The organism is Streptomyces sp. NPDC041784, from assembly GCF_055591025.1.
The window spans coordinates 27,978-54,957 of sequence record NZ_JBVJAB010000021.1 but is presented as its reverse complement, the minus strand read 5'-3'; the positions used below and the strand labels follow the sequence as shown (position 1 = coordinate 54,957).

Annotated in this window: 22 protein-coding genes; 10 read left to right on the top strand and 12 right to left on the bottom strand. The window is 71.4% G+C overall.

The features are described 5' to 3' along the window. Positions 1-89: 89 nt before the first annotated feature. The 4 genes from ACZ6D7_RS34215 to ACZ6D7_RS34200 all read left to right on the top strand — a co-directional run bounded on the left by ACZ6D7_RS34215 (position 90) and on the right by ACZ6D7_RS34200 (position 6,047). Positions 90-881: an ATP-binding cassette domain-containing protein gene (locus ACZ6D7_RS34215; RefSeq protein WP_469499539.1), complete on the top strand. Its 792-nt coding sequence runs from the start codon at positions 90-92 to the stop codon at positions 879-881. Further along, the gene (locus ACZ6D7_RS34210) at positions 878-2,251 is read left to right on the top strand and encodes a sugar ABC transporter permease (protein WP_469499537.1); all 1,374 of its coding nucleotides are present in this window, start codon (positions 878-880) and stop codon (positions 2,249-2,251) included. The genes ACZ6D7_RS34215 and ACZ6D7_RS34210 overlap by 4 nt, the downstream gene beginning before the upstream one ends. A 193-nt stretch (positions 2,252-2,444) precedes the next feature. Then, positions 2,445-4,370: a 1-deoxy-D-xylulose-5-phosphate synthase gene (dxs, locus tag ACZ6D7_RS34205; protein ID WP_469499534.1), complete on the top strand. Its 1,926-nt coding sequence runs from the start codon at positions 2,445-2,447 to the stop codon at positions 4,368-4,370. Between the two features lie 150 nt (positions 4,371-4,520). Further along, complete coding sequence (locus tag ACZ6D7_RS34200) at positions 4,521-6,047, top strand: amino acid permease (RefSeq protein ID WP_469499532.1); 1,527 nt, start codon at positions 4,521-4,523, stop codon at positions 6,045-6,047. A 39-nt stretch (positions 6,048-6,086) separates the two neighbouring features. Here the strand turns inward: ACZ6D7_RS34200 and ACZ6D7_RS34195 are convergent, their stop codons facing one another. Beyond that, positions 6,087-6,458: a PIN domain-containing protein gene (locus ACZ6D7_RS34195; RefSeq protein ID WP_469499736.1), complete on the bottom strand. Its 372-nt coding sequence runs from the start codon at positions 6,456-6,458 to the stop codon at positions 6,087-6,089. 189 nt (positions 6,459-6,647) lie between these two features. Here ACZ6D7_RS34195 and ACZ6D7_RS34190 point away from each other — a divergent pair, with 189 nt between their 5' ends. Then, positions 6,648-7,664, top strand: a complete 1,017-nt coding sequence (locus ACZ6D7_RS34190; protein WP_469499529.1) for a DUF8189 domain-containing protein — start codon at positions 6,648-6,650, stop codon at positions 7,662-7,664. Positions 7,665-7,883: 219 nt separating this feature from the next. Here ACZ6D7_RS34190 and ACZ6D7_RS34185 read toward each other — a convergent pair whose 3' ends face one another. The 5 genes from ACZ6D7_RS34185 to ACZ6D7_RS34165 form a co-directional block, all read right to left on the bottom strand. Then, entirely contained in the window at positions 7,884-8,360 is a 477-nt protein-coding gene (locus ACZ6D7_RS34185) for a hypothetical protein (RefSeq protein WP_469499528.1), read from the bottom strand. A 57-nt stretch (positions 8,361-8,417) separates the two neighbouring features. Then, entirely contained in the window at positions 8,418-10,547 is a 2,130-nt protein-coding gene (locus ACZ6D7_RS34180; RefSeq protein ID WP_469499525.1) for a 3-hydroxyacyl-CoA dehydrogenase NAD-binding domain-containing protein, read from the bottom strand. Next, complete coding sequence (locus ACZ6D7_RS34175) at positions 10,544-11,761, bottom strand: thiolase family protein (RefSeq protein WP_469499522.1); 1,218 nt, start codon at positions 11,759-11,761, stop codon at positions 10,544-10,546. The genes ACZ6D7_RS34180 and ACZ6D7_RS34175 overlap by 4 nt, the downstream gene beginning before the upstream one ends. A gap of 123 nt (positions 11,762-11,884) precedes the next feature. After that, positions 11,885-12,937, bottom strand: coding sequence for a LacI family DNA-binding transcriptional regulator (locus ACZ6D7_RS34170; protein WP_469499519.1), 1,053 nt, complete (start codon positions 12,935-12,937; stop codon positions 11,885-11,887). Further along, positions 12,934-15,306 carry a glycoside hydrolase family 2 protein gene (locus ACZ6D7_RS34165; protein ID WP_469499516.1) on the bottom strand — a complete coding sequence of 791 codons (2,373 nt, stop codon included), beginning with the start codon at positions 15,304-15,306 and terminating at the stop codon, positions 12,934-12,936. The genes ACZ6D7_RS34170 and ACZ6D7_RS34165 overlap by 4 nt, the downstream gene beginning before the upstream one ends. A gap of 246 nt (positions 15,307-15,552) precedes the next feature. Between ACZ6D7_RS34165 and ACZ6D7_RS34160 the strand changes: the two genes are divergently transcribed. Genes ACZ6D7_RS34160 through ACZ6D7_RS34150 form a run of 3 tightly spaced genes read left to right on the top strand, consistent with a single transcriptional unit; the run spans position 15,553 to position 18,586 of the window. Further along, the gene (locus ACZ6D7_RS34160; RefSeq protein WP_469499513.1) at positions 15,553-16,866 is read left to right on the top strand and encodes an ABC transporter substrate-binding protein; all 1,314 of its coding nucleotides are present in this window, start codon (positions 15,553-15,555) and stop codon (positions 16,864-16,866) included. Continuing rightward, complete coding sequence (locus ACZ6D7_RS34155; RefSeq protein ID WP_469499510.1) at positions 16,866-17,759, top strand: carbohydrate ABC transporter permease; 894 nt, start codon at positions 16,866-16,868, stop codon at positions 17,757-17,759. Before ACZ6D7_RS34160 ends, ACZ6D7_RS34155 begins: the two co-directional genes overlap by 1 nt. Next, on the top strand, positions 17,756-18,586 hold the full coding sequence (locus ACZ6D7_RS34150; protein ID WP_469499508.1) for a carbohydrate ABC transporter permease: 831 nt from the start codon (positions 17,756-17,758) through the stop codon (positions 18,584-18,586). Before ACZ6D7_RS34155 ends, ACZ6D7_RS34150 begins: the two co-directional genes overlap by 4 nt. Before the next feature lie 212 nt (positions 18,587-18,798). On the opposite strand, the gene ACZ6D7_RS34145 is transcribed toward ACZ6D7_RS34150, so the two are convergent. The 3 genes from ACZ6D7_RS34145 to ACZ6D7_RS34135 all read right to left on the bottom strand — a co-directional run bounded on the left by ACZ6D7_RS34145 (position 18,799) and on the right by ACZ6D7_RS34135 (position 22,135). Further along, on the bottom strand, positions 18,799-20,136 hold the full coding sequence (locus ACZ6D7_RS34145; RefSeq protein ID WP_469499505.1) for an HRDC domain-containing protein: 1,338 nt from the start codon (positions 20,134-20,136) through the stop codon (positions 18,799-18,801). A 211-nt stretch (positions 20,137-20,347) separates the two neighbouring features. Beyond that, on the bottom strand, positions 20,348-21,010 hold the full coding sequence (locus tag ACZ6D7_RS34140) for a response regulator transcription factor (protein WP_003972894.1): 663 nt from the start codon (positions 21,008-21,010) through the stop codon (positions 20,348-20,350). Positions 21,011-21,466: 456 nt separating this feature from the next. After that, positions 21,467-22,135, bottom strand: a complete 669-nt coding sequence (locus tag ACZ6D7_RS34135; RefSeq protein ID WP_469499502.1) for a DUF3000 domain-containing protein — start codon at positions 22,133-22,135, stop codon at positions 21,467-21,469. A 153-nt stretch (positions 22,136-22,288) separates the two neighbouring features. Here ACZ6D7_RS34135 and hemE point away from each other — a divergent pair, with 153 nt between their 5' ends. Continuing rightward, positions 22,289-23,356, top strand: coding sequence for a uroporphyrinogen decarboxylase (gene hemE / locus ACZ6D7_RS34130; protein WP_469499499.1), 1,068 nt, complete (start codon positions 22,289-22,291; stop codon positions 23,354-23,356). A 7-nt stretch (positions 23,357-23,363) separates the two neighbouring features. Here the strand turns inward: hemE and ACZ6D7_RS34125 are convergent, their stop codons facing one another. Then, positions 23,364-24,176, bottom strand: coding sequence for a rhomboid family intramembrane serine protease (locus tag ACZ6D7_RS34125; protein ID WP_469499496.1), 813 nt, complete (start codon positions 24,174-24,176; stop codon positions 23,364-23,366). Positions 24,177-24,300: 124 nt separating this feature from the next. On the opposite strand from ACZ6D7_RS34125, the gene ACZ6D7_RS34120 reads away from it, so the two are divergent. Beyond that, a complete protein-coding gene (locus ACZ6D7_RS34120; protein WP_469499494.1) occupies positions 24,301-24,576 on the top strand; it encodes a hypothetical protein in 276 nt (91 codons plus the stop codon). A 23-nt stretch (positions 24,577-24,599) separates the two neighbouring features. Here the strand turns inward: ACZ6D7_RS34120 and ACZ6D7_RS34115 are convergent, their stop codons facing one another. Both ACZ6D7_RS34115 and ACZ6D7_RS34110 read right to left on the bottom strand, forming a co-directional pair. Next, positions 24,600-25,979 (bottom strand): FAD-dependent oxidoreductase, encoded by a 1,380-nt coding sequence (locus ACZ6D7_RS34115; RefSeq protein ID WP_469499491.1) that lies wholly within the window; start codon positions 25,977-25,979, stop codon positions 24,600-24,602. A gap of 27 nt (positions 25,980-26,006) precedes the next feature. After that, entirely contained in the window at positions 26,007-26,939 is a 933-nt protein-coding gene (locus ACZ6D7_RS34110; protein ID WP_469499489.1) for a DUF4349 domain-containing protein, read from the bottom strand. Positions 26,940-26,980 lie beyond the last annotated feature (41 nt).

Below are 26,980 nucleotides of genomic sequence, written 5' to 3'. Positions count from 1 at the left end.
TGCGAAACCGAGGCGGCGACGCCCGGTCCGCACGTCCCTCCGCGCCCCACCCCAAGCGCGGCATCCCCGCCGGTCAGGCGGCGAAGGAGATGGTTCACGTGTCCGCTACGCCCGTGCTGGCGTTGCGCGGAGTCTCCAAGCGATTCGGTGCAGTCCAGGCACTCACCGACGTCGAGCTGGAGGTTCACGCCGGAGAAGTGGTCGCCCTGGTGGGCGACAACGGCGCAGGTAAGTCCACCCTGGTCAAGACGATCGCGGGTGTCCATCCCATCGATGAGGGAGTCATCGAGTGGGAGGGCAAGCCCGTCAGCATCACCAAGCCGCACGACGCCCAGGGACTCGGCGTCGCCACCGTCTACCAGGACCTCGCGCTCTGCGACAACCTCGACGTGGTCGGCAACCTCTACCTCGGTCGTGAGCTGCTTCACCGCGGCATCATCGACGAGGTGACGATGGAGAAGAACTCCCGCGAGCTGCTGTCCACGCTCTCGATCCGCATCCCGAGCGTGCGCATCCCGATCGCGAGCCTCTCCGGCGGTCAGCGCCAGGTCGTCGCCATCGCCCGCGCCCTCATCGGCGACCCGAAGGTCGTCATCCTCGACGAGCCCACCGCGGCCCTCGGCGTGGAGCAGACGGCCCAGGTCCTCGACCTGGTCGAGCGACTGCGCGAGCGCGACCTCGGCGTCATCCTCATCAGCCACAACATGGCCGACGTCAAGGCGGTCGCGGACACCGTCGCCGTCCTGCGCCTGGGCAAGAACAACGGCTCCTTCCCCGTGAAGGACACCAGCCACGAAGAGATCATCGCCGCGATCACCGGGGCCACGGACAACGCCGTGACCCGTCGTGCGGGGCGTCGCACCGCGGAGGCGGCACAGTGAGCGACACGTCGAAGACCGTGAAGAGCGGCTCCTCGGAGCCCGAGAAGGCCGACACGGCCACCAAGGTCGAGGCCGCCGAGGGCGTGGTGGAGGACCAGGACACGGTCGCCCCCGCCGACGACCCCACGGCCGCCCCGGTGTCCGTCGTCGACCCGCGCCTGCTGGTCCGCGAAGAGGGCTTCAAGGGTTACGTCACCGAGTTCAAGCGCAAGGTGAAGGGCGGCGAGCTGGGCTCGCTGCCGGTGTTCGTCGGCCTGATCGTCATCTGGACGATCTTCCAGCTGCAGAACGACCGCTTCCTGAGCGCCGACAACCTCTCGAACATCAGCTACTACATGTCGGCCACCGGCATGCTGGCCATCGGCCTGGTGTTCGTGCTGCTGCTCGGCGAGATCGACCTGTCGGTCGGTTCCGTCAGCGGACTGGCCTCCACCCTGTTCGCCGTGTTCGCGGTGAACAACGGCATGGACCCCTGGCTGTCGCTGATCCTGGCGGTCCTCACCGGTATCGCCATCGGCGCCATGCAGGGCTGGTTCTTCGCCAGGATCGGTGTGCCGGCGTTCGTCGTCACCCTGGCCGGCTTCCTCGGCTGGAACGGCCTGATGCTGTGGCTGCTGGGCGACAGCGGCACGATCAACATCCCGTCCGAGTCGGGCCCGGTCCACCTGCTCGGCCAGAGCAGCTTCTTCATGGACCAGGCGATCATCGGCGCGTACGTGCTGGCCGGTCTCGGCGTGGTGCTGACCCTCGTCGGCAACTTCGGTGAGCAGCGCCGCCGCCGGGCCGCGGGTGTGCCGTTCCGCCCGACCAGCGAGATCCTGCTGCGCGTCGGTGCCCTCGCGGTCGCCTCCTTCGTCGCCGCGGCCGTGCTGAACAACGCGTCCGGTGTCTCCAACGCCCTGGTGATCTTCCTGGCGGCGCTGGTGATCGTGGACTTCGTGCTGCGTCGTACGACGTACGGCCGCAAGGTGTTCGCGGTCGGCGGCGGCATCGAGGCCGCGCGCCGCGCCGGTATCAACGTGCCGATGATCCGCATCACCGTGTTCGCCATCTCCGGCGGCTTCGCGGCGATCGGCGGTATGTTCTTCGCCGGCCAGACCGCGAGCGCCACGCTCAGCGCCGGTGGCGGCAACACCCTGATGCTCGCCATCGCGGCGGCCGTCATCGGTGGCACCAGCCTCTTCGGTGGCCGCGGTACCGTCTGGTCCGCCCTCCTGGGCATGCTGGTCATCCAGTCGATCCAGACCGGTCTGGACCTGCTGAACATGAACACCTCGATCCAGTACATGATCACCGGTGGTGTTCTGCTCGGCGCGGTCGTCATCGACTCGGTCTCCCGCAAGAGCCAGAAGGCCGCCGGCCGCGGCTGATCCGCGGCAGGAACGTCACTGTGCCCGGCGCTCACCAGGTGCCGGGCACAGTCGTGTCATAGGACAGGCTCATCATGGGTACGGCCGATCGCGTGACCTATGAAGCATGGCCCGGAGTCCGCCCGCCGGGGCGGAACATTAGACTCGACAAGCCCGGCAACAGCTCGATCAGCTCAACTGCAAGGAGGCACGGGTGCCGCTGCTGACCCGCATCAGGGGACCGCGCGATCTGGACCGGCTCAGCCTGGAGGAGCTGGACCAGCTGGCAGAGGAGATCCGGACCTTCCTCGTCGACGCCGTGTCCAAGACCGGCGGCCACCTCGGCCCCAACCTCGGTGTGGTCGAGCTGACCATCGCCCTGCACCGCGTCTTCGAATCCCCGAAGGACAAGGTCCTGTGGGACACGGGCCACCAGTCCTACGTCCACAAGCTGCTCACGGGGCGGCAGGACTTCTCCCGGCTGAAGATGAAGGGCGGACTGTCCGGCTACCCCTCGCAGGCCGAGTCCGAGCACGACGTCATCGAGAACAGCCACGCCTCCACGGTGCTCGGCTGGGCCGACGGCATCGCCAAGGCCAACGAGATCCTCGACCGCGACGCCCACGTGGTGGCCGTCATCGGCGACGGCGCGCTCACCGGCGGCATGGCCTGGGAGGCGCTCAACAACATCGCCGACGCCAAGGACCGCCCGCTGGTCATCGTCGTCAACGACAACGAGCGCTCCTACGCGCCGACCATCGGCGGCCTCGCCAACCACCTCGCCACGCTCCGTACGACGGAGGGTTACGAGCGGTTCCTGGCCCGCACCAAGGAGGTCCTGGAGCGGACCCCGGTCGTCGGCAAGCCGCTCTTCGACACCCTGCACGGCGCCAAGAAGGGCCTCAAGGACTTCATCGCCCCGCAGGGCATGTTCGAGGACCTCGGCCTGAAGTACGTCGGCCCGATCGACGGCCACGACATCGAGGCCCTGGAGTCCGCGCTGGCCCGCGCCAAGCGCTTCGGCGGCCCGGTGATCGTGCACTGCCTCACCGAGAAGGGCCGCGGCTACCAGCCCGCCCTCCAGGACGAGGCCGACCGCTTCCACGCCGTCGGCAAGATCCACCCGGACACGGGCATGCCGATCTCCTCCTCCGGCGCCGACTGGACGTCCGTCTTCGGCGAGGAGATGGTCAGGCTCGGCGAGGAGCGCCGGGACATCGTGGCGATCACCGCCGCCATGCTCCAGCCCGTCGGCCTCGACCGCTTCGCCAAGGCCTTCCCGGACCGGGTCTACGACGTCGGCATCGCGGAGCAGCACGGCGCCGTCTCCGCCGCGGGCCTCGCCCACGCCGGAGTGCACCCCGTCTTCGCGGTGTACGCCACCTTCCTCAACCGCGCCTTCGACCAGGTCCTCATGGACGTCGCCCTGCACAAGTGCGGAGTGACGTTCGTCCTGGACCGGGCCGGGGTCACCGGCACCGACGGCGCCTCCCACAACGGCATGTGGGACATGTCGATCCTCCAGGTCGTCCCCGGCCTCAGGCTCGCCGCCCCGCGCGACGCCGAGCAGGTCCGCGCCCAGCTGCGCGAGGCCGTCGCCGTCGACGACGCGCCGACCGTGGTGCGCTTCTCCAAGGGCGCCGTCGGCCCCGCCGTACCCGCCGTGGGACGTGTCGGCGGCATGGACGTCCTGCGCGAGCCCGGGTCGGACACCCCGGACGTGCTGCTGGTCTCCGTGGGCGCCCTGGCGCCTATGTGCCTGGAGATCGCCGGCCTGCTCGAGAAGCAGGGCATCACCACCACCGTCGTCGACCCGCGCTGGGTCAAACCCGTCGACGAGGCCATGGCCCCGCTCGCCGAGCGGCACCGCGTCGTCGTCACCGTCGAGGACAACAGCCGCGTCGGCGGCGTCGGCTCCGCGATCGCCCAGGCCCTGCGGGACGCGGGCGTCGACGTCCCGCTGCGCGACTTCGGCATCCCGCCCCGCTTCCTCGACCACGCCTCCCGCGCCGAGGTGATGGCCGAGATCGGCCTGACCGCCCCCGACATCGCCCGCCAGGTCACCGGCCTGGTCGCGAAGCTGGACGGCCGGTACGACAGCGCGGCGGCCGTGGACTCCGTGCAGCCCGCCCGCGACTGACGCCACCCGACACGCCCGGATGGGCCGGTTCCACCACTGCGAAGAGTGGTGGAACCGGCCCATTCGCGTTGACCGGCCCGTGCCGGGGCATACGCACTACGCCCCCTCTCGATCATGTCTGGGACGACACAGCGTGGGAGGTACGCGCACATGAGCAGCACCCTCTTCCGGACGAAGAACGTCGAGCAGTCCATCCTCGATACCGAGGAGCCCGAGCACGCGCTGAAGAAATCCCTGTCCGCGCTCGACCTGACGGTCTTCGGCGTCGGTGTCATCATCGGCACCGGCATCTTCGTCCTGACCGGCACCGTGGCCAAGAACAACGCCGGCCCCGCCGTCGCCCTGGCCTTCGTCGTCTCCGGCGTCGTCTGCGCGCTCGCCGCGCTCTGCTACGCCGAGTTCGCCTCGACGGTCCCCGTGGCGGGATCGGCGTACACGTTCTCCTACGCCTCGCTCGGGGAGCTGCCCGCCTGGATCATCGGCTGGGACCTGGTCCTGGAGTTCGCCCTCGGTACGGCGGTGGTGGCCGTCGGCTGGTCCGGGTACGTCGCGTCGCTGATGGACAATGCGGGCTGGCACCTGCCGGACTCGCTCGGTACCAGAGACGGGGCCGACGGCTTCGGCTTCGACATCCTCGCCGCCGCGCTGGTCCTGCTGCTCACCGCCATCCTCGTGGTCGGCACCAAGCTCTCCGCGCGCGTCACCGCGATCGTCGTCGCGATCAAGCTCACCGTCGTCCTGACGGTGATCATCGCGGGTGCCTTCTTCATCGAAGGCTCCAACTACGACCCGTTCGTCCCCGACGCGCAGACGGTGGAGGCGGGCGGAAACCTCCAGGCCCCGCTCATCCAGGTGATGTTCGGCTGGGCGCCCTCCAACTTCGGCGTGATGGGCATCTTCACCGCCGCCTCCGTCGTCTTCTTCGCCTTCATCGGCTTCGACGTCGTCGCCACCGCGGCCGAGGAGACCAAGAACCCGCAGCGCGACATGCCGCGCGGCATCCTCGGCTCCCTGCTCATCTGCACAACCCTCTATGTCGCGGTGTCGATCGTGGTCACCGGGATGCAGCACTACACCGAGCTGTCCATCACCGCGCCGCTCGCCGACGCCTTCAAGGCCACCGGGCACCCCTGGTTCGCCGGCTTCATCAGCTTCGGCGCCGCCGTCGGCCTCACCACGGTCTGCATGATCCTGCTCCTCGGACAGACCCGGGTGTTCTTCGCGATGAGCCGCGACGGACTCCTGCCGCGCTTCTTCTCCCAGGTCCACCCGCGGTTCAAGACCCCGCACCGGCCGACCATCCTGCTCGGCGGGCTCATCGCGATCCTGGCCGGCTTCACCCCGCTGAGCGAACTCGCCGAGCTGGTCAACATCGGCACCCTGTTCGCCTTCGTGGTCGTCGCGATCGGCGTGATCGTCCTGCGCCGCACCCGCCCCGACCTGCACCGGGCCTTCCGCACCCCGTGGGTGCCGTTCCTGCCGATTCTGTCGGTGCTGGCCTCGCTCTGGCTGATGATCAACCTGCCGGCCGAGACCTGGGTCCGGTTCGCCGTCTGGATGGCGATCGGCTCCGTCGTGTACTTCCTCTACGGCCGCTCCCACAGCCGTCTGGGACGGCACGAGGAGACGACGCCGGACGAGGTGCGCAGGCCGCCGGGGGCCGACGGAACGGTGTGACGCCGGTGGGACGGCTGCGGGGCGGCTGCGGGGCGGGGCTCAGCCCCGTACCGCCCGCGGTCCCGTGACCTCCGCGCCCAGCTCCGTCACCCGGCGGCGCAGCTCGCGGTCGGCGGTGACGACCAGACGGGGGCGGTCACCCGCCAGGGCGGCCAGCCGGACGATGTGGTCGTCCCCGCTGCCGGCCGCCGACTCCACCCGTACGCCGGGCACCGGCTCCACCCCGCGGGCCGCGCCCTCGACGACGAGGACGATCTCCACGGGCCCGGAGTGCCCCGGCAGCCCGTCCGCCGCCAGCCGGTCGCGCAGCCGCTCCGCGGCGCCCCGCCGGTCCCGCCACCACCCGTCGGGCACCGACCCGACGACGTTCGCGCCGTCCACGATCACCAGCAGGGGGGTGCCGTCGTCCATAGGGCCGTCCATGGGCCCAGCGTCCCATGCCCGGCCGATGCCCCGAACGGCCCATGTCCTCCCGAACGACGCGTGTCCCCGAGTGAGGTGTGTCCCCGACGGCCCGTGCCCTGAACGGCGGATCCCCCGGGCGCCGTACCCCGAGGCCCGCCGGAAGTGGACGGGGAAGGGCCGTCATACAGTGATCGGGTGAACGGCGACTGGCTCATACGTGGCCGCGACGGGCGGCTCATTGTCTACCTGACGTCGGACGACGCCGCCCTGTGCCGGGCGGAGCGCACCCCGGGCGGGCCCTGGGACCCCCCGCGCAGGATCGGCGGTCCGCAGAAGCTGCACCCGGTCCTCGCCGTCGGCCACGGCCCCGACGGCTACGGCCATCTGACGTCGTGGCGGCCCACCGTGCAGGGGGAGGCGGGCCTGGTGCACTCCACCCACTACCGGCCGCTCCTCGCCCCGCTGGACTGGGCGCCGATCGGCCACCCCGGCAAGAAGGGCGTCCGCACGGGCACGCCCGCCGTCGCGGTGGACGCCCAGGGCCGGGCGCACGTCTTCGTGGCCGGCCACGCCGCCGGGATCGCCATGGTCGCCCAGAAGGAGAAGGGCGGCTGGGACCCGTGGCGCGACCTGAAGGGCGAGGGCGTCACGGGGGAGCCCGTCGCGGTGACCGGGGAGTCCGGCCGCGTCGAGGCCTACGCGGCCGGGGCCGGCAGGCTCCTGCACTGGCGGCAGCAGGAGCCGGGCGCCCAGCCGGTGCTGGAGGAGACCCTGGACGCGCCGGTGCGTCCCGGCACCCTGCGGGCGCTGGCCACCTCCCCGGAGCACACCACGCTCTTCTTCACCGACGACTCCGGTGACGTCTGCGCCTGGCGCCCCGGCGACAAGCCGGTCCCCGTGCTCGCCGCGGCGGGCCCCGGCCCGGTCGCCGCGATCCGCTGTGTGCTCGACGGCCACGACTGCACCCTGCTCGCCCAGCGCTCCGCGAGCGGCCGGGTGGCCTTCGCCGCCTACCCCACCGAGCAGGAGTCGGCCGGCGCCTGGTGGACCGAGTCCGGCCCCCAGCTGCCGGCCGACGCCGAGGTGGCGCTCGCCGTGGACCACGAGGACCGGGTGGTGGCGGCCACCCTGTCCCCGTCGACCGGCCGCCTGCTCCTCACCCGCCGCAAGGACGAACCGGGACTGGCCCTCACGGCGTGGGCAGAGGTGTGACCGGGCCCCGCGCGGGGCGTACGTGCCCCGGCCGGACCCCGCGAGCCACCACGTGCCCTGCCGGCCGCCTCTGACCGGTCCCGCCGCTCGCAGCATCCCCTGCCGGCCACCCGTCCCCACGGTGACCGGAGCGGCGCGCTCGGCGCGGCGCGCTCGCCGCGGCGTCGCTCGTCGTCACCCACAGGTCGGCCCGGCCGTCGCCGTCGGGGACGCCCGCCGTCAGCAGCGGACGGTCGGCCGCCGTCCAGGCGCCGCCCGCCACCGCGCGCCAGCGTCCCCGTCCAGGTGTTCGTGCAGAGCCAGAGCGTGTCGGCCGGTCGCGGGCCCACAGAGCGGGGCGCCCGTCGCCGTCGGTGTCGCCTGGCGCGAGCTCGCCGAGGCCGTTCCGGTCCGTCCCACCCAGCCGGACGGGCGCGGCGGCCGCCAGCCGGACGGGCGCGGCGGCCGACAGTGCGGGCACGCCCGCCGCCGGATCACCGGCGTACAGGCGCTGTTGCCGGTGGGGTAGACCCACAGCCGGTCGGCGATCCGGGCGGTGAGGTCCTCGCGGGCGTCGCCCGTCCAGTCGCCTCGGTGGGTCACCAGGGCGCCCGTCCGGCCGCCGGTGCCGATCTGCCGATGCGGGGCGGGGACCAGGCCGCAGCCGCGCCGGAGTGCGGCCGTAGGTCGGCCGGGCTGGGGCGACGGCGGGCGCACGCAAGAGAAAGGGCCTCCGCCGGTCCGGCGGAGGCCCTTCTCATGTCCGTACGACGGTTACGCCGGGACCGACGCCACGCCCGGGGCCAGGAACTTCTTGCCGTTCACCCGCTCGGAGACGCCCTCGCGGTCCAGGTACGGCGTGATGCCGCCCAGGTGGAAGGGCCAGCCGGCACCGGTGATCAGGCAGAGGTCGATGTCCTGGGCCTCGGCGACGACGCCCTCGTCGAGCATGAGCCCGATCTCCTGCGCCACCGCGTCCAGGACGCGCGCCCGCACCTGCTCCTCGGTCAGGGCGGAGTCGCCCTGCTTCAGGAGCGCGGCGACCTCGGGGTCCAGCTCGGGCTTGCCGCTGTCGTAGACGTAGAAGCCGCGCTTGCCCGCCTTGACGACGGCCGCGAGGTTCGCGGAGACCGTGAAACGGTCCGGGAACGCGCGGTTGAGCGTCTCGGAGACGTGCAGGCCGATCGCGGGGCCGACCAGTTCCAGCAGGACCAGCGGGGACATCGGCAGGCCGAGCGGCTCCACGGCCTTCTCCGCGACCTCGACCGGGGTGCCCTCGTCGATGACGTTCTGCACCTCGCCCATGAAACGGGTCAGAATGCGGTTCACGACGAACGCCGGGGCGTCCTTCACCAGAACCGCCGTCTTCTTCAGCTTCTTGGCCACCGCGAAGGCGGTCGCGAGCGAGGCGTCGTCGGTCTTCTCGCCGCGCACGATCTCCAGGAGCGGCAGGATCGCGACCGGGTTGAAGAAGTGGAAGCCCACGACCCGCTCGGGGTTCTTCAGCTTCGACGCCATCTCGGACACCGACAGCGAGGAGGTGTTGGTGGCGAGGATCGCGTGCGCCGGGGCGACCGCCTCGACCTCCGCGAACACCTGCTGCTTGACCCCGATCTCCTCGAACACGGCCTCGATGATGAAGTCCGCGTCCGCGAAGCCCTCAGCCTTGTCCAGGACACCGCTGACCAGGGCCTTGAGGCGGTTGGCCTTGTCCTGGTTGATCCGGCCCTTGCCGAGCAGCTTCTCGATCTCGGCGTGGACGTAGCCCACACCCTTGTCGACCCGCTCCTGGTCGATGTCGGTCAGCACGACCGGCACCTCCAGGCGGCGCAGGAACAGCAGCGCGAGCTGCGAGGCCATCAGGCCCGCGCCCACCACGCCGACCTTGGTGACCGGACGGGCCAGGCTCTTGTCCGGGGCGCCGGCCGGGCGCTTGCCGCGCTTCTGCACGAGGTTGAACGCGTAGATGCCGGCGCGGAGTTCACCGCCCATGATCAGGTCGGCGAGCGCCGTGTCCTCGGCGTCGTAGCCCTGCTGGAGGTCGCCGTTCTTGGCGGCGGCGATGATGTCCAGCGCGCGGTAGGCGGCCGGGGCAGCGCCGTGCACCTTGGAGTCGGCGACGAACCGGCCGCGCGCGACGGCCTGGTCCCAGGCCTCACCGCGGTCGATGACCGGACGCTCGACCTCGACGTCGCCCTTGAGGACCTGCGCGGTCCAGATCAGCGACTGCTCCAGGAAGTCCGCGCCCTCGAACAGCGCGTCCGCGATGCCGAGGTCGAAGACCTGCTGGCCCTTGAGCTGCTTGTTCTGGTTCAGGCTGTTCTCGATGATCACCGAGACGGCCTTGTCGGCGCCGATCAGGTTCGGCAGGATCGTGCAGCCGCCCCAGCCGGGGACCAGACCGAGGAAGACCTCGGGCAGCGAGAACGCCGGCAGGGCCTTGGAGACCGTGCGGTACGTGCAGTGCAGACCGACCTCGACACCGCCGCCCATCGCCGCGCCGTTGTAGTAGGCGAAGGTGGGCACGGCCAGCGCCGCGAGACGCTTGAAGACCTCGTGGCCGCCCTTGCCGATGGCCAGCGCGTCCTTGTGCTCCTTCAGCAGCTCGACGCCCTTGAGGTCGGCGCCGACCGCGAAGATGAACGGCTTGCCCGTGACACCGGCACCGACGATCTCGCCGGCCGCGGCCTCCCGCTCGACCTGGTCGATCGCGGCGTCCAGGTTCGCGAGGGACTGCGGGCCGAAGGTGGTCGGCTTGGTGTGGTCGAAACCGTTGTCCAGCGTGATGAGCGCGAAGCGCCCGGCGCCGAACGGCAGGTCGAGGTGGCGTACGTGCGCGGACGTCACGACCTCGTCGGGGAACAGCTCGGCCGCACCCTTCAAAAGCTCAGCGGTGGTGCTCACTTGTCCCCCTCGAAGTGCGGGTTCTCCCAGATGACCGTCGCGCCCATGCCGAAGCCGACGCACATGGTGGTCAGGCCGTAGCGGACGTTCGGCTGCTCCTCGAACTGGCGGGCCAGCTGCGTCATCAGACGGACGCCGGAGGAGGCCAGCGGGTGACCGAAGGCGATCGCGCCGCCGTACTGGTTGACGCGCTCGTCGTCGTCCGCGATGCCGTAGTGGTCGAGGAAGGCCAGCACCTGGACGGCGAAGGCCTCGTTGATCTCGAACAGACCGATGTCGGAGATCGACAGACCCGCCTGCGCGAGCGCCTTCTCCGTGGCCGGGATCGGGCCGTAGCCCATGACCTCCGGCTCCACGCCCGCGAAGGCGTAGGAGACGAGACGCATCTTGACCGGCAGGCCGTTCTCGCGGGCGAAGTCCTCGGACGCGATCAGGGAAGCGGTCGCGCCGTCGTTCAGACCGGCCGCGTTACCGGCGGTGACCCGGCCGTGGACACGGAACGGGGTCTTGAGCCCGGAGAGGTTCTCCAGGGTGGTGCCCGGGCGCATCGGCTCGTCGGCGGTGACCAGGCCCCAGCCCGTCTCACCGGCCTCCGGGTTGGTGCGGCGCACCGAGACCGGCACCAGGTCGGCCTGGATCTTGCCGTCGGCGTACGCCTTGGCGGCCTTCTCCTGGGAGCGCACCGCGTACTCGTCCGCGCGCAGCTTGGTGATCTGCGGGTAGCGGTCGTGCAGGTTCTCCGCGGTCATGCCCATGAACAGGGCGGACTCGTCGACCAGCTTCTCGCTCACGAACCGCGGGTTGGGGTCCACGCCCTCGCCCATCGGGTGACGGCCCATGTGCTCGACACCGCCGGCCACGGCGATGTCGTACGCGCCGAACGCGACGGAGCCGGCGACCGCGGTGACGGCGGTCAGGGCGCCGGCGCACATGCGGTCGATGGAGTAGCCGGGCACGGAGGTCGGCAGACCGGCCAGGATGCCGGCGGTGCGGCCGATGGTGAGGCCCTGGTCACCGATCTGCGTGGTCGCGGCGATGGCGACCTCGTCGATCTTCTTGGGGTCGAGACCGGGGTTGCGGCGCAGCAGCTCCCGGATCGCCTTCACGACCAGGTCGTCGGCGCGGGTCTCGTGGTAGATGCCCTTCGGGCCCGCCTTGCCGAACGGGGTGCGGACGCCGTCGACGAAGACGACGTCCCTGACGGTACGAGGCACGATGGCTCTCCTCCAGGGTGCGGGATGGCACTGCTGCGAACGCAAGCGCTGAGCGCGCGCTCAGGGCCCATGCTACTTGTGGGTAACGTAGCTGCACAGTCCTGCCGGGGGGAGCGGCGAATGTCACACGGATGGACCCGCCCCCCGCGGTGGCGCCGTCGACCCCCGCGGCGTCAGCACCGGTGTGGGCACCGGATGCGACCCCGGCCCCGTCCCCGTGATCACCCCGAACAGCGTCCGCGCCGCCTCCGCGCCGAACCCGTACACGTCGTGGCTCATCGCGGAGAGCGTCGGATGGGTCAGCCGGCACAGCTGGGAGTCGTCCCAGGCGAGCAGGGACACGTCACCCGGCACGTTCAGCCCCATCTCGGCCGCCACCGCCAGCCCCGCCACGGCCATGATGTCGTTGTCGTAGACGATGGCCGTCGGCCGGTCCGGCGGGGCCGCGGTCAGCAGGGACCGGGTCGCCCGCGCACCCGCCTCCCCGGAGTAGTCCGTGGCCAGCTGCCACGCCCCGGCCAGCCCCAGGCTCCGCGCCGCCTGGTCGAACGCGGCCGTCCGTATCACCGTGTGCCCGAGCGCGGCGGCGCCCCCGACCCGGGCGATCCGGCGGTGCCCGAGCGCCGCGAGATACCGCACCGCCTCCGTCACCGCCGTCGCGTCGTCCGTCCACACCGACGTCAGGCTCCCGGTCAGCGAGGGATGCCCGACGGCCACCACCGGCATCCCGAGCCGCTCGGCCGCCGCCACCCGGGGGTCGTCGGCCCGGAAGTCCACCAGGATCGCCCCACCGATCTGCCGCCCCCGCCACCAGGACTCCTGGAGCCCGACCTCCTCCTCCACGGTCCGCACCAGCCGGAGCAGCAGCGAGCAGGAGTGCTCGGTCAGCACGCTCTCCACGCCCGACACGAACTCCATGTAGAACGGTTCCAGCCCCAGCATCCGGGCCGGCCGGCAGATCGCCAGCCCCACCACGTCCACCCGCGAGTTCGACAGCGACCGCGCGCTGAGGTTCGGTTCCCAGCCCAGTTCCCGGGCCGCCGCGAAGATCCGGTCCCGGGTCGCCTCCGACAGCCCCGGCCTGTGGTTGAAGGCGAGCGACACGGCCCCCTTGGACACCCCGGCGCGCGCGGCGACGTCCTTGATGGTGACCCGGGGGGCGGGGGACGCTGTCATCGAGCGGGCTCCTGGCAGTACAGCGCGGCCCGAGCGGCGGCGGCATCCGGAGTCTCCCAGCCCTCGACCCCGATGGTCACGCGTTCCCCGGGCAGCAGGGTGACCAGCCCCCGGTCGGCCCGCGCGTCCGGCGCCAGCCGGTCGGCCTGGAGCAGCAGGTCCCGCACCAGCGTCCGGGCCGTGACGGCGACCCCGCCCGGCACCAGCTCCACCTCGAACTCCGGCCCGGGATACGGCACTTCACGGTCCGGCACCGGGAAGTGCAGGGCCCGCAGCCCGTCCGCGTCGGCCACCAGGAACTCCTTCGCCCCCTCCGGCACCAGCTCCGCCGGCACCCGCGCGACGGCCACCGCCCGCGCCCCCGCGGCCACCTCGACGACCCCCTCCCCGAGCACGTCCCCCGCGACGGACACCCGCCGCAGCCGCACGGCCGCAGGCCACCTGGCGGCACTCTGGTTGACGGCGGCCACCACCAGCCCCTCGCCCCGCGCCTGAAGTGTCAGCAACCGGTCCGCGTACAGCCTCCGCAACTCGTGATACAGCGGTTTCTCCCGCCCGTCCCCGTCGATCGCCGCCCAGGACGTCACCGGCCAGCAGTCGTTGAGCTGCCAGACGACCGTCCCCGCGCACACCGGCCAGTGCGACCGCCAGTGCTCGATCCCGGCGGCCACCGCCCGCGCCTGGTTGACCTGGGTCAGATAGTGCCAGCGGTCGAAGTCGCCTTCCGGCAGGGCGAAATGCCGGGCGAGCCCCCGCTCCAGCTTGCCGTTGCCGTCGTCCGCCTTCTGGTGGTGCAGCATCCCGGGGGAGTCCGCCCGCAGCTCCTCGTCCGGCAGCGCCCGCCGCAGCGTGGCGTACGCGGGCGGCGCCTGCCACCCGAACTCCGCGACGAACCGGGGCACTTCATCGCGGTACCCGGCGTAGTCCGTCCGGTTCCACACCTCCCACGAGTGGTGCGTCCCGTGCGCCGGATCGTTCGGATGCCGCTCCCAACTCCCGGACCAGGGACTGCCCGCCGTGTACGGCCGGGTCGGATCCAGCTCGGCCACCACCCGCGGCAGGACGCCCAGGTAGTAGCCCTCCCCCCACGAGTCCCCGCCGAGCCGCTCAGCCCACCCCCAGTCCCGGAAACCCCACAGATTCTCGTTGTTCCCGTTCCACAGCACGAGCGACGGATGCGGCATCAGCCGTACGACGTTCTCCCGGGCCTCCGCCTCCACCTCGCCCCGCAGCGGCTGCTCCTCGGGGTAGGCCGCGCAGGCGAACGGGAAGTCCTGCCAGACGAGCAGCCCCAGCTCGTCGCAGACGGCGTAGAAGTCCTCGCTCTCGTAGATCCCGCCGCCCCAGACCCTGACCAGGTCCACCCCGGCGTCGGCGGCCTGCCGCAGCCGTTTCCGGTAGCGCTCCCGGGTCACCCGGGACGGGAACACGTCGTCCGGGATCCAGTTGACGCCTCGCGCGAACAGCCGCTCCCCGTTGACGACCAGCGTGAAACCGGTTCCGTGCTCGTCCGCCGAGGTGTCCAGCGCGACGCTCCGGAAACCGATCCGCCGCCGCCACACATCGAGCGGCGCGCTCCCGTGCGACAACGTCAACTCGGCGTCGTACAGCGCCTGTTCGCCATAGCCGCGCGGCCACCACAGCGCGGCGTCCGGCACCTCCAGTCGGACGGTCCCGCGCGTCCCCGACACCTCGCCGCGCACCCGCGCGCCGCCCACCCGGGCCTCCACGACGAGTTCGGCCTCCACCCGGGTGCGCTCGACGTCGACGTGCAGCTCGACGACCCCGGTGCCCCCCTCGACGGTGACGAGCGGCCGCACCCCGGAGATCCGCGCCGTCGACCAGTGCTCCAGCCGCACCGGACGCCAGATGCCGGCCGTCACCAGCGTCGGTCCCCAGTCCCAGCCGAAGGAGCAGGCCATCTTGCGGACGTACTGGTAGGGCTCGGCATAGGCGGCGGGCCGCTCGCCGGTCCGGCCGCGCACGGCCTCCGCCTCGGCGTAGGCGGAGACGAACCGCACGGTCAGTTCCCCGCTCAGGCCCGTCACGTCGTACCGGTACGAGCGGTGCATGTTCCGTACCCGGCCCAGCGGCCGGCCGTCCAGCCGGATCTCCGCCGCCGTGTCGAGACCGTCGAAGACCAGGTCGGTCTGCTCGTGCCCGGAGCCCACGGCCTCCAGCCCGGTCTCGTACGTCCACTCGCGCCGCCCCACCCACGCCACCTCGGTCTCGTTGCGGCCGAGGAAGGGGTCCGGGATCACGCCCGCCGCGAGCAGGTCGGTGTGCACACAGCCCGGCACCACGGCCGGGAGCGCCTCACCCTCGTGCCGCAGGATCCATCCGTCGTCGAGCGGTGAGGCCTCCAGCATGCGCACTCCCTAAACCGGTCAAGCCCATAACTGAGCGCCATCTCTTCGTCGTTGGCGGGAATGGGACTTTACCGGTTGAGAAAGCGCTGTCAGAGTGCCGAATCAGCCAACCCGCCCTTCCTCGCCCGACCCGCCCGTCCTCGCCCGACCCGTACGTCCCCGACCGACCCGTACGTCCCCGCCCGACCCGCAAGCGCTCGACCGACCCGCACGTGCTCGTCCGTCCCGAGAACGGAAGTGATGCACATGAACCGCCGTACAGTCCTGGCCCTGACCGCGGGAGCCGCCCTGCTGCTCGCCGGCTGCACCGGAACCGGAGGCAGCGCGAAGGGCGCCGACGCCGAGGCTCCCGACGACCCGTCGAAGGTGAGCGGCACCATCACGGTCCTCACCGTGCGGACCGACCTCGTGCAGGACGGCACGATGAAGAAGTACGCCGCCGAATTCAACAAGACGTATCCCAAGGTGAAGGTCGAGTTCCAGGCCCTCACCAACTACGAGGCCGAGATCAAGATCCGGATGAACACGGAGGACTACGGCGACGTCCTGCTGATCCCCGGGGTGATCGAGAAGGACGACTACCCGAAGTTCTTCGCCTCCCTGGGCACCCAGGAGGAACGCAGCGAGAAATACCGTTTCACGGACTTCACCACCGTCGACGGCAAGGTCTACGGCCAGAGCCCCAACGGCGTGATGCCCGGCTTCGTCTACAACAAGAGAGTCTGGCGGGAGGCCGGGATCACCGACTGGCCCACCACCCCGGACGCGTTCCTCGCCGGGCTGAAGGCGATCAAGGCGAGGACCGACGCGGTCCCGTACTACACCAACTTCGCCGCCCAGTGGCCGCTGACCTCCTGGACGTTCGTCAACGGCTCGGTCGGCTGCGACCCGCAGGCCACCACGAAACTCGCCGAGGGCGACCCGTGGGCAAAGGGCTCCGACCTGCGCGTCGGCGACACGCTCCTGTACGACATCGTCGAGCAAGGCCTCGCCGAAAAGGATCCGACGACCAGCAACTGGGAGGAGTCCAAGCCCCGCACGGCCAAGGGCGAGATCGCCACCCAGTGGCTCGGCACCTGGGCGATCATCCAGTTCCAGGACGCGGCCCGCAAGGCCGGGGTGAACCCGGACGACATCGGTTTCATGCCGTTCCCGGCCCAGGTGGACGGCACGTTCTGCGCGACCGTCGGCCCCGACTACCACCAGGCCGTCAACGTCCACTCCCCGCACAAGGAGGCGGCCCGCGCCTGGATCGACTGGTTCACCGACAAGTCCGGCTACGACCGCGACAACCTGGCCATCTCCCCGCTCAAGGACGCTCCCATGCCCGAGGTGCTCAGGCCCTACGAGGACGAGGGCGTGAAGCTCATCGAGCTGGACGACTCGGCGGGCGGCAGGGTGAAGCTCATCGACAACGAGTCCGAGGTCGGCATCAACAAGCCCGAGTACCGCCAGGACCTCGTCGACCTCGCGCGCGGCGCCAAGAAGGGCAGCCTGGACGACTTCCTCGCCGATCTCGGCGAGAGGTGGACCGACACGCAGAAGAACGTGGACGACTGATGCCCCCCGCCCCGCCGTCGCGGCGCGCCCGCACCTGGCGCCTCGTCACCCCCTGGCTGTTCCTGCTCGCGCCCCTCGCCCTGCTGATCACCTTCACCTACGCGCCGATCGCCAACATGGTCGCGTACAGCTTCACCGACTGGGACGGCGTCAGCCCCGAGCTGCACTACACCGGCGTCGAGAACTACGCGGAGATCTTCACCAGGGAGGACCTCTTCCAGGTGTTCTTCGTGAGCGGTTACTACCTGGTCGCCTCGGTGATCCAGATCGTCGCCGCGCTGTACTTCGCGACGATCCTGAGTTTCGACGTCCGGTTCCGCACCTTCTTCAAAGGCGTGATCTTCTTTCCGTCCCTGGTCAACGGGGTGGCGATCGCCTTCGTCTTCCTCTACTTCTTCCAGGACGGCGGCACCCTCGACACGGTCCTCGGCCTCTTCGGGTACCACACCGACCACGCCTGGCTGTCGACGCCGACCTCGGCGAACGTCTCCCTGGCCGGCGTCTCGGTCTGGCGCTACCTCGGTATGAACTTCGTCCTGTTCCTGGGCGCGATCCAGTCCATTCCGGGGGAGCTGTACGAGGCGTCGGCGCTGGACGGCGCGAACCGCCGGCACCAGTTCCGCCACATCATCCTGCCCGGCATCAAGCCGGTGCTGACCCTGACCGTGATCCTCTCGGTCTCCGGCTCGCTCTCGGCGTTCGAGATCCCGTACATCATGACCGGTGGCGCGACCGGCACCGAGACCTTCGTGATCCAGACCGTGAAGCTGGCGTTCCAGTTCAACAAGACAGGCCTCGCCTCCGCGGCCGCCGTGGTCCTGCTGCTGATCATCCTGCTGGTGACCTGGGTGCAGCGACGTCTCGTCCCGGACGAGAGGGTGGACCTCGTATGACGCGCCGAGCCGTTGCCCGCACCCTCGTGTATCTGTCGCTGGTCGTCGCCTCGGCGGTCGTCCTGCTCCCGCTCGGCGTCGTCCTGCTCACGTCCCTGAAGACCGAGAACGAGACGGCGAACGACGGCGGGGCGCTGACGCCGCCGCGGGACCCGTTCCACTTCGGCAACTATGTGACGGCGTTCCAGGACGGCGGCATGCTCACGGCGTTCGCCAACACCGCTTTCATCCTGGTGATCTCCGTCGGCGGGACGGTGCTGATCGGTTCGATGACGGCGTACGCGATCGACCGTTTCACCTTCCGTTTCCGGAAGTTCGTCGTAGCCCTCTTCCTGGTCGCCGCCCTGGTCCCCGGCGTCACCACCCAGGTGGCGACCTTCCAGATCGTCCACAGCCTCGGCATGTTCGACACCCGCTGGGCCCCGATCGCCCTCTACATGGGCACGGACATCGTGTCGATCTACATCTTCCTCCAGTTCGTCCGGTCGATCCCGGTCTCCCTGGACGAGGCGGCCCGTCTGGACGGCGCCAACGCCTTCACCGTCTACCGCAAGATCATCTTCCCATTGCTGAAACCGGCGATCGCGACCGTCGTGATCGTGAAGGGGATAGCCGTCTACAACGACTTCTACATCCCGTTCCTCTACATGCCCTCACAAGATCTTGGCGTGATCTCGACGTCCCTGTTTCGCTTCAAGGGCCCCTACGCGGCCCACTGGGAAACGATTTCCGCGGGAGCGGTCCTGGTCATCCTGCCGACCCTGATCGTCTTCCTGGCGCTGCAGAAGTACATCTACAACGGTTTCATGCGAGGCGCGTCCAGGTGACCGGCGCCCAGGGGTGTCCCGGGGTGTCCAGAGGCATCCAGGGGCATCCACGGGCACGGGGACCCGCGCCGACCGCCGTGAACCACCCCGAACGGCCCGCGGCCGCCGTATGACAAGGATGTCCACGGCGGCCGGGCGAACGTCGAACGGACGCCACGAGGGCGTCGGACGTCACGAGGACGCCGCCCGTCGGGCGTACGGGGCGTCGGACGTCAGGCGGACAGCGCCGCGACGAGTACGGGAGCCACCTGCTCCACCTGCCACGGCCGTGCCCCGAGTCCGGTGAGCGCGTCCGCAACCGTTTCCCCGTCGACGGGCTGCGGCGGCTCCCAGCAGACCCGCCGCACGGTGTCGGGAGCGATCAGGTTCTCCTGCGGCATGTTCAGCTTCTCGGCCACCGCGGAAACGGCCGCCCGCGCCGCGCTGAGCCGGGCCGCCGCCGCCGGATCCTTGTCCGCCCAGGCCCGCGGCGGCGGCGGTCCCGCCACCGGCTGTCCCGGCTGCGGCAGCTGCGCCTCGGAAAGCGCCTTCACCCGGTCGACCGCGGCCTGCCACTGCTCCAGCTGCCGCCGCCCCATCCGGTGGCCGAAGCCGTTCAGCGCGGCCAGCGCGTGCACGCCGGCCGGCAGGGCGAGCGCGGCCTCCACGATCGCCGCGTCGGACAGCACCTTGCCCGGCGACACGTCCCGCCGCTGGGCGATCCGGTCGCGGGTCTCCCACAGCTCCCGCACCACCCCGAGCTGCCGCCGCCGGCGCACCTTGTGCATGCCGGACGTACGGCGCCACGGGTCCTTGCGGGGCTCCGGCGGCGGGGCGGAGGCGATCGCGTCGAACTCCTGGCGGGCCCACTCCAGCTTGCCCTGCCGGTCCAGCTCCTTCTCCAGCGCGTCGCGCAGGTCGACGAGCAGCTCGACGTCCAGCGCGGCGTACCGCAGCCAGGGCTCGGGGAGCGGCCGGGTCGACCAGTCGACGGCGGAGTGCCCCTTCTCGAGGGCGAAGCCGAGGACGCCCTCGACCATGGCGCCCAGGCCGACCCGCGGGAACCCGGCCAGCCGTCCGGCCAGCTCGGTGTCGAACAGCCGCGTCGGCACCATGCCTATCTCGCGCAGACACGGCAGGTCCTGGGTGGCCGCGTGCAGCACCCATTCGACGCCGGACAGAGCCTCGCCGAGTCCGGAGAGATCCGGGCAGGCAACGGGGTCGATCAGCGCGCTGCCGGCGCCCTCGCGCCGCAGCTGCACCAGGTAGGCGCGCTGGCCGTAGCGGTAGCCGGAGGCGCGCTCGGCGTCCACGGCGACGGGGCCGGAGCCGGCGGCGAACGCGGCGATCACCTCGGCGAGGGAGGCCGCGTCGGCGATCACGGGAGGGATGCCCTCGCGTGGCTCGAGCAGAGGTGTCGATTCCGGAGTCGATTCCGGAGTCGATTCTGGAGTCGGCTGAGGTGTCGGCGCCCCGGAAACAGAAGAACCAGTAGATCCGCCGTCGTCCGGAGGGGCGCCTCCGGTGGTTCGCAGTGAACTGGCTGCTGCGGTTTCTTGGGCGTCGGTCACCTGTCAAGGGTATCCGTGTATGGACGGCGCCCGCCGACGGAACGTTCCGTCGACGGGCGCCTCAGGGTCGTAAACCAGTCAGGTCGGCAGGTCGGTGACAACAACCGAGTAACCGCTTTCCCCCTGTCTCGGCGGGGCTGGGGTGGGCTCGGTGGGCTCAGTGGACTCGGTCAACTCAGTGGGCTCGGAGCACTCGGCGCGCTCGGTGGACTCAGTGGATGATGCCGGTCCGCAGGGCCACCGCCACCATCCCGGCGCGGTCGCCCGTGCCGAGCTTGCGGGCGATGCGGGCCAGGTGGCTCTTGACGGTCAGTGCGGACAGTCCCATCGAGACGCCGATCGCCTTGTTGGACTGCCCCTCCGCGACCAGCCGCAGCACCTCGACCTCACGGCCGGAGAGCTCGCGGTAGCCACCCGGGTGACTCGGGGCACCCGGGGGGCGGCGGTGCAGACGGGCGGCGGCCGCGCCGATGGGGGCGGCACCGGGCCGGGTGGGGAGCCCGACGTTGGTGCGGGTGCCGGTGACGACGTAGCCCTTCACCCCGCCCGCGAGGGCGTTGCGCACGGCGCCGATGTCGTCGGCGGCGGAGAGGGCGAGGCCGTTGGGCCAGCCCGCGGCGCGGGTCTCGGAGAGGAGGGTGAGGCCCGAGCCGTCGGGCAGATGGACGTCGGCGACGCAGATGTCGCGGGGGTTGCCGATGCGGGGACGAGCCTCCGCGACGGACGAGGCCTCGATGACATCGCGCACACCGAGCGCCCACAGATGGCGGGTGACGGTGGAGCGGACGCGCGGGTCGGCCACGACCACCATGGCGGTGGGCTTGTTCGGGCGGTAGGCGACCAGGCTTGCGGGCTGCTCGAGGAGAACGGACACCAGGCCTCCTGGGTGGGGGAAGGGCCGGCTCGTGGGGCTCGTGGGGATGAAGCCGGGACGAACCGTGCTTTCAAGGTCACAGTCGTCTTCGGCAACGAACCCTGGCTCCTTTAGAAAATGATCACGATCTAGTGAGTAACAATACGTGCAATTCGGACACGCGATCGATCATCCGAAGATCGAATCGGTTTGGGTGGGTGCAGTACAGGATCGAAAGTGGCCGTATCGACAAAGAGATGGTCAATCAGGGCGGCCGAACGGGTTGGACGCCCCGATTCAAACCCGAAACCGGTTCGATCAGCGTGAGGAGGGCCGGCGCGACGGCCGGCTGTGGTGAGTGAGGCAGGCGCGACGGCCGGCGGTGAATGAGACCGGCGTGCCCCAGGCCGGGATGACTGCGGTCGGCGTGATCGCGATCGGCGTGACCGCGGTGGACGTGAGCGAGGTCCGCTTCCCTCAGCGCGACTGCGGCCCGCGCCGCTGCGGCAGCGTCACCACGGACGCGTCGCCCGGCCCGGCCGGCGGCAGCCCCGCCACCTGCGCGAGCAGATCGCACCAGGATGCCAGGTGCGCCGCCGTGTCCGGGGTCCCGCCCAGCCCCTCTCGGGGCGTCCAGGACGCCCGGATCTCGATCTGCGAGGCCGCCGGCCGCTCGGCCAGCCCGCCGAAGTAGTGCGAGCTGGCGCGCGTGACGGTGCCGCTCGGCTCGCCGTACGTCAGTCCGCGCGCCTGGAGCGCGCCGGTCAGCCAGGACCAGCACACCTCCGGCAGCAGCGGGTCCGCGGCCATCTCCGGCTCCAGTTCGGCCCGGATCAGGGTCACCAGGCGGAACGTTCCGTGCCAGGCGTCGTGCCCGGCGGGGTCGTGCAGCAGCACCAGCCGGCCGTCGGCCAGCTCCTGCTCGCCGTCCACGACCGCGGCCTCCAGCGCGTACGCGAACGGGGCGAGCTTCTTCGGGGCCGGTACCGGCTCGACCTCGATCTGCGGGCGCAGTCGTGCGGCCCTCAGGGCGTCGACGGCGGCCCGGAAGGGCCCCGGTGCCGACCTGCTCCCATCGCGGTCCCCCTCGTTCGCCTCGTCCATCCCGCCAGCGCCGTCCGACAGTCGTCCCTGAGCCGCAGCCATGCGGGGAAGATTAAGGGGAACGGGGGCCTCGCGCAGGGCAAGACACCCGTGCGGGCACCTCGGACGGCTGCGCGCTGGGCGAACACGCGCACGGGCCGCGGGCCGTGCGGGGGGCGGCCGACGGGCCCCCGGCGGCGTGCGAGACTTGCCGACGTGAGCGCGAACGAGAGCCCCGCGGGCCACCAGCCGACAGCGACGTACGACAGTGCCTTCCTGAAGGCGTGCAGGCGCGAGCCCGTGCCGCACACGCCCGTCTGGTTCATGCGGCAGGCCGGACGCTCCCTGCCGGAGTACCGCAAGGTCCGCGAGGGCGTCCCGATGCTCGAGTCCTGCATGCTGCCCGAGCTGGTCACCGAGATCACCCTGCAGCCGGTGCGCCGCCACGGCGTGGACGCGGCGATCTACTTCAGCGACATCGTCGTCCCGCTCAAGGCGATCGGAGTCGACCTCGACATCAAGCCCGGCGTCGGACCGGTCGTCGAGCGCCCGATCCGCACCCGCGCCGACCTCGCCCAGCTGCGCGACCTCACCCCCGAGGACGTCTCGTACGTCACCGAGGCCATCGGCCTGCTCACCGCGGAACTCGGCGCCACCCCGCTGATCGGCTTCGCGGGCGCGCCTTTCACCCTCGCGAGCTACCTCGTCGAGGGCGGCCCCTCCCGCACGTACGAGAACGCCAAGGCGATGATGTACGGCGACCCGCAGCTCTGGGCCGACCTGCTCGACCGCCTCGCGGAGATCACCGCGGCGTTCCTGAAGGTGCAGATCGAGGCGGGCGCCAGCGCCGTCCAGCTCTTCGACTCCTGGGCCGGCGCCCTCGCCCCGGTGGACTACCGCCGCTCCGTGCTGCCCGCCTCCGCGAAGGTCTTCGACGCCGTCGCCGGGTACGGCGTCCCGCGCATCCACTTCGGTGTCGGCACCGGTGAGCTGCTCGGCCTGATGGGCGAGGCCGGCGCGGACGTCGTCGGCGTCGACTGGCGCGTCCCGCTCGACGAGGCCGCCCGCCGGGTCGGCCCCGGCAAGGCGCTCCAGGGCAACCTCGACCCGACCGTCCTGTTCGCCGGCACCGAGGCCGTCGAGGCCAAGACCCGCGAGGTCCTGGAGTCGGCCGCCGGGCTGGAGGGCCATGTCTTCAACCTGGGCCACGGAGTGATGCCGTCCACCGACCCGGACGCTCTCACCCGGCTCGTCGAGTACGTCCACACGCGAACGGCCCGCTGAGCGGCGCTCACCACGTGTGCCGGGGCCGGGCCCGCCTGCCGAACAGCAGGCCGCGCGGCTCCGGCGGCGGGGGTGTCCCCGCCTTGAGCGGCCAGGCGAGCAGCATCCCCACGAGGAACCCCGCGATGTGCGCCGCGTACGCCACAGTGCCCGCGTCGGAGACGCCCTCGCCGGAGGAGTACACCGCCTGGAGCACGAACCAGAAGCCCAGCACCAGCCAGGCCGGCAGCCTGAGGGGCAGGAAGACCAGGAACGGGACGAGCACCCAGACCCTGGCCTTCGGATACAGCACCAGATAGGCGCCCAGCACCCCCGCGATCGCGCCCGACGCCCCGATCAGCGGGTCGGTCGAGTCGGCGTTCAGCAGCGCGAAGCCGTACGACGCCGCGTAGCCGCAGACGACGTAGAACAGCGCGAAGCGGACGTGGCCCATGCGGTCCTCGATGTTGTTCCCGAAGATCAGCAGGAACAGCATGTTGCCCAGCAGGTGCAGCCAGCCGCCGTGCAGGAACATCGCGGTGAACACGCTCAGCACCGGGGACTTGTCGTAGCCCGGCGAGCCCAGCAGACAGCCTCCGGCGCGTACGTCGCCGGTGGGGACGAGCTGGGGCAGCTGATGGTGGATCAGCTCGCGCGGTACGGCCGCGTAGTGCTCCAGGAAGGCGTGCAGATGGCAGGTCTGGGCCAGCGTGCTGTCACCGGCCACGGAACCGGACAGGCCGGGCATGAAGAGGAACACGAGGACGTTCGCCGCGATCAGCGCGTAGGTGACCACGGGGGTGCGGCGCGCCGGGTTCACGTCATGGACGGGGATGACCACAAGGAAGTACTGCCCCCGATCCGTTCGACGAATCGGTGAACGCGCCCCAGGGGCCTTGCGTATGAGTCGGCAATGGCCCGTGACCCGGGAAGGAGGGGCGCGGGGACGACGTGAGGAACAGGCGATGAACGAGCGAGTCACTCCCCCCATGCACGCCACGCCCGACGGGGAGGCGGAGCTGGCCCTGGTGATCCGGCTGCCCTGGGAGGACGTGGCACGGCTCGGCCAGGAGGCCGGGCGGCTCGCCTCGCAGATGCAGCGGCCGGTGACGCTGGACGAGGCGGTGTCGCACCGGCTGCGGTCCCGGTCGGCGGCGGCCGCGCACGCGAAGCCCGCGGAGCAGCCTTCCACCGCCGCCGCGCAGGTCTCGGCCCTGCCGCGGCTCAGCGGGACCGCCTGAGCGCGTGGCGGGCCTGAGCCCGCTCAGGCGCCGGCGCTGCGCACCTTCGCCGCCGCCTTCCTCGCCGCCACCAGCACCGGGTCCCACACCGGGCTGAACGGCGGGGCGTAGCCCAGGTCCAGGGCCGTCATCCGTTCCACCGTCATACCGGCCGTCAGGGCCACCGCCGCGATGTCGACGCGTTTGCCCGCGCCCTCACGGCCGACGATCTGGACGCCGAGCAGGCGGCCGGTGCGGCGTTCGGCGAGCATCTTGACGGTCATGACGGCGGCGCCGGGGTAGTAGCCGGCGCGGCTGGTGGACTCGATGACGACCGTCTCGTACTGGAGCCCGGCCCTGCGCGCGTCCTTCTCGCGCAGGCCGGTCCGGGCGATCTCCAGGTCGCAGACCTTGCTGACGGCCGTGCCCACGACCCCCGGGAACGTGGCGTAGCCGCCGCCCACGTTGGTGCCGATGACCTGGCCGTGCTTGTTGGCGTGGGTGCCCAGCGGCACATGGCGCTCCTGCCCGGAGACCAGGTCGAGGACCTCCACACAGTCGCCGCCCGCCCAGATCTCCGTGTGGCCGCGCACCCGCATCGCCAGGTCGGTGAGCAGGCCGCCGTGGGCGCCCAGGGGCAGGCCGGCCGCCTCGGCCAGCGTGGTCTCCGGGCGGACGCCGATGCCGAGGACCACCACGTCCGCCGGGTACTCGGCGTCCTCGGTGACCACCGCCCGCACCCGGCCGTCCGCGCCGGTGAGCAGCCCGGTGACCTCGGCGTCGTTCACCATGGTGATGCCCAGGCCCTCCATGGCCCCGTGCACCAGCCGGCCCATGTCCGCGTCGAGCGTCGACATCGGTTCGCTGCCCCGGTTGACGACGGTCACCTCGAAGCCGCGGTTGATGAGCGCCTCGGCCATCTCCACGCCGATGTAGCCCGCCCCGACCACCACCGCGCGCCGCCCACGCGCGCGTGCCAGCGTGTCGATCAGCTCCTGGCCGTCGTCGAGCGTCTGCACCCCGTGCACGCCCTCGGCGTCCGCCCCGGGCATCTCCGGCCGGATCGGCCGGGCCCCGGTCGCGACGACGAGCTTGTCGTACGACGTCCAGGACTCCGCCCCGGAATCGACGTCACGCGTGTGTACCCGCCGCCCGGCCACGTCGATCCGCGTGACCTCGGTGCGCAGCCGCAGGTCGATCCCGCGCGCCCGGTGCTCCTCGGGCGTGCGGGCGATCAGCGCGTCCCGGTCGTCGACGTCACCGCCGACCCAGTACGGGATGCCGCACGCCGAGTACGAGGTGAAGTGGCCGCGCTCGAAGGCCACGATCTCCAGCTGCCCGGGCCCCTTGAGACGGCGGGCCCGGGACGCCGCGGACATGCCCGCGGCGTCCCCGCCGATCACGACCAGTCGTTCCATGCTCATACGAACACGCTACGGGGGCCCGGCACTTCAGTCCTGCTCGGGCTCGCCCGCCGAGGCCGTCCGGCGGCGCGGCCGCAGCAGCCGCAGCCACGCCAGCACGAGCAGCACGGCCACCGCGAGGAACGGCAGCACCGCGCCGAACGCGACGGCGATCCAGCGCAGCATCGTGACGAACGCGTCCCAGCCGCCCGCGAGCGCGTCCACGAACCCGGGGTCGTCGTCCTCGGCGGCCTCCTCGACCGGCTTCTCCCACAGGTTCAGGGTGACGGTCGCCAGGCTGGTGCGGTCCTTCAGGGAGGCCTGCTGGGCGAGCAGCGCCTCCAGGTCGGCCTCCCGGCGGCTCAACTCTCCCTCCAGGGTGACCACGTCGCTCAGCTTGGTGGCCCGGTCCATCAGCTCACGGACCCGGGCGACGCTGGCCTGCTGCGACTTGATGCGGCTGTCGACGTCGACGACCTGGTCGGTGACGTCCTGGGCCTTGGCCGTGCGCTCCAGGAGCTTGCCCGCGCCCTGGAGGTCGGCGAGGACGTCGTCGTACTCCTCCACCGGTACGCGCAGGACGACACGTGTGCGTTCGGTGTCGTCCTCGTCCCGTGTGGTGGTCTCGTCGCCGACGTAGCCGCCCGCGTTCTCGGTGGTCGTGCGGGCCTCGTCGAGGGCCTTCGGTACGTCCTTGACCTGCACGGTCAGGGAGGCGGTGCGGATGATGCGGTTCGCGGTGGGCTTCGGTGCCGCGGTCGCCTTCGAACCGCTCGCGCCCGCGCCCTGCCCGGCGTCCTCCTGGGCGTCGCCGGCCTGGGCCTCGGACCGGGCCGCGTCGTCCCCGGCGCCGGCCTTGTTGGCTGCGCTGCTCGCGCCGCCCGAATCGTTCGCGCCGCTGCATCCGGTGAGCGCGAGGGCCGCGGCCAGCAGGACGCCGGCCAGGGCGTGGACCGGTCGTACGGAACGTCGTGTGCGCATGTCTGCGTACCCCCCGAGGGTCGTGTCGGCTGACTTCTCGA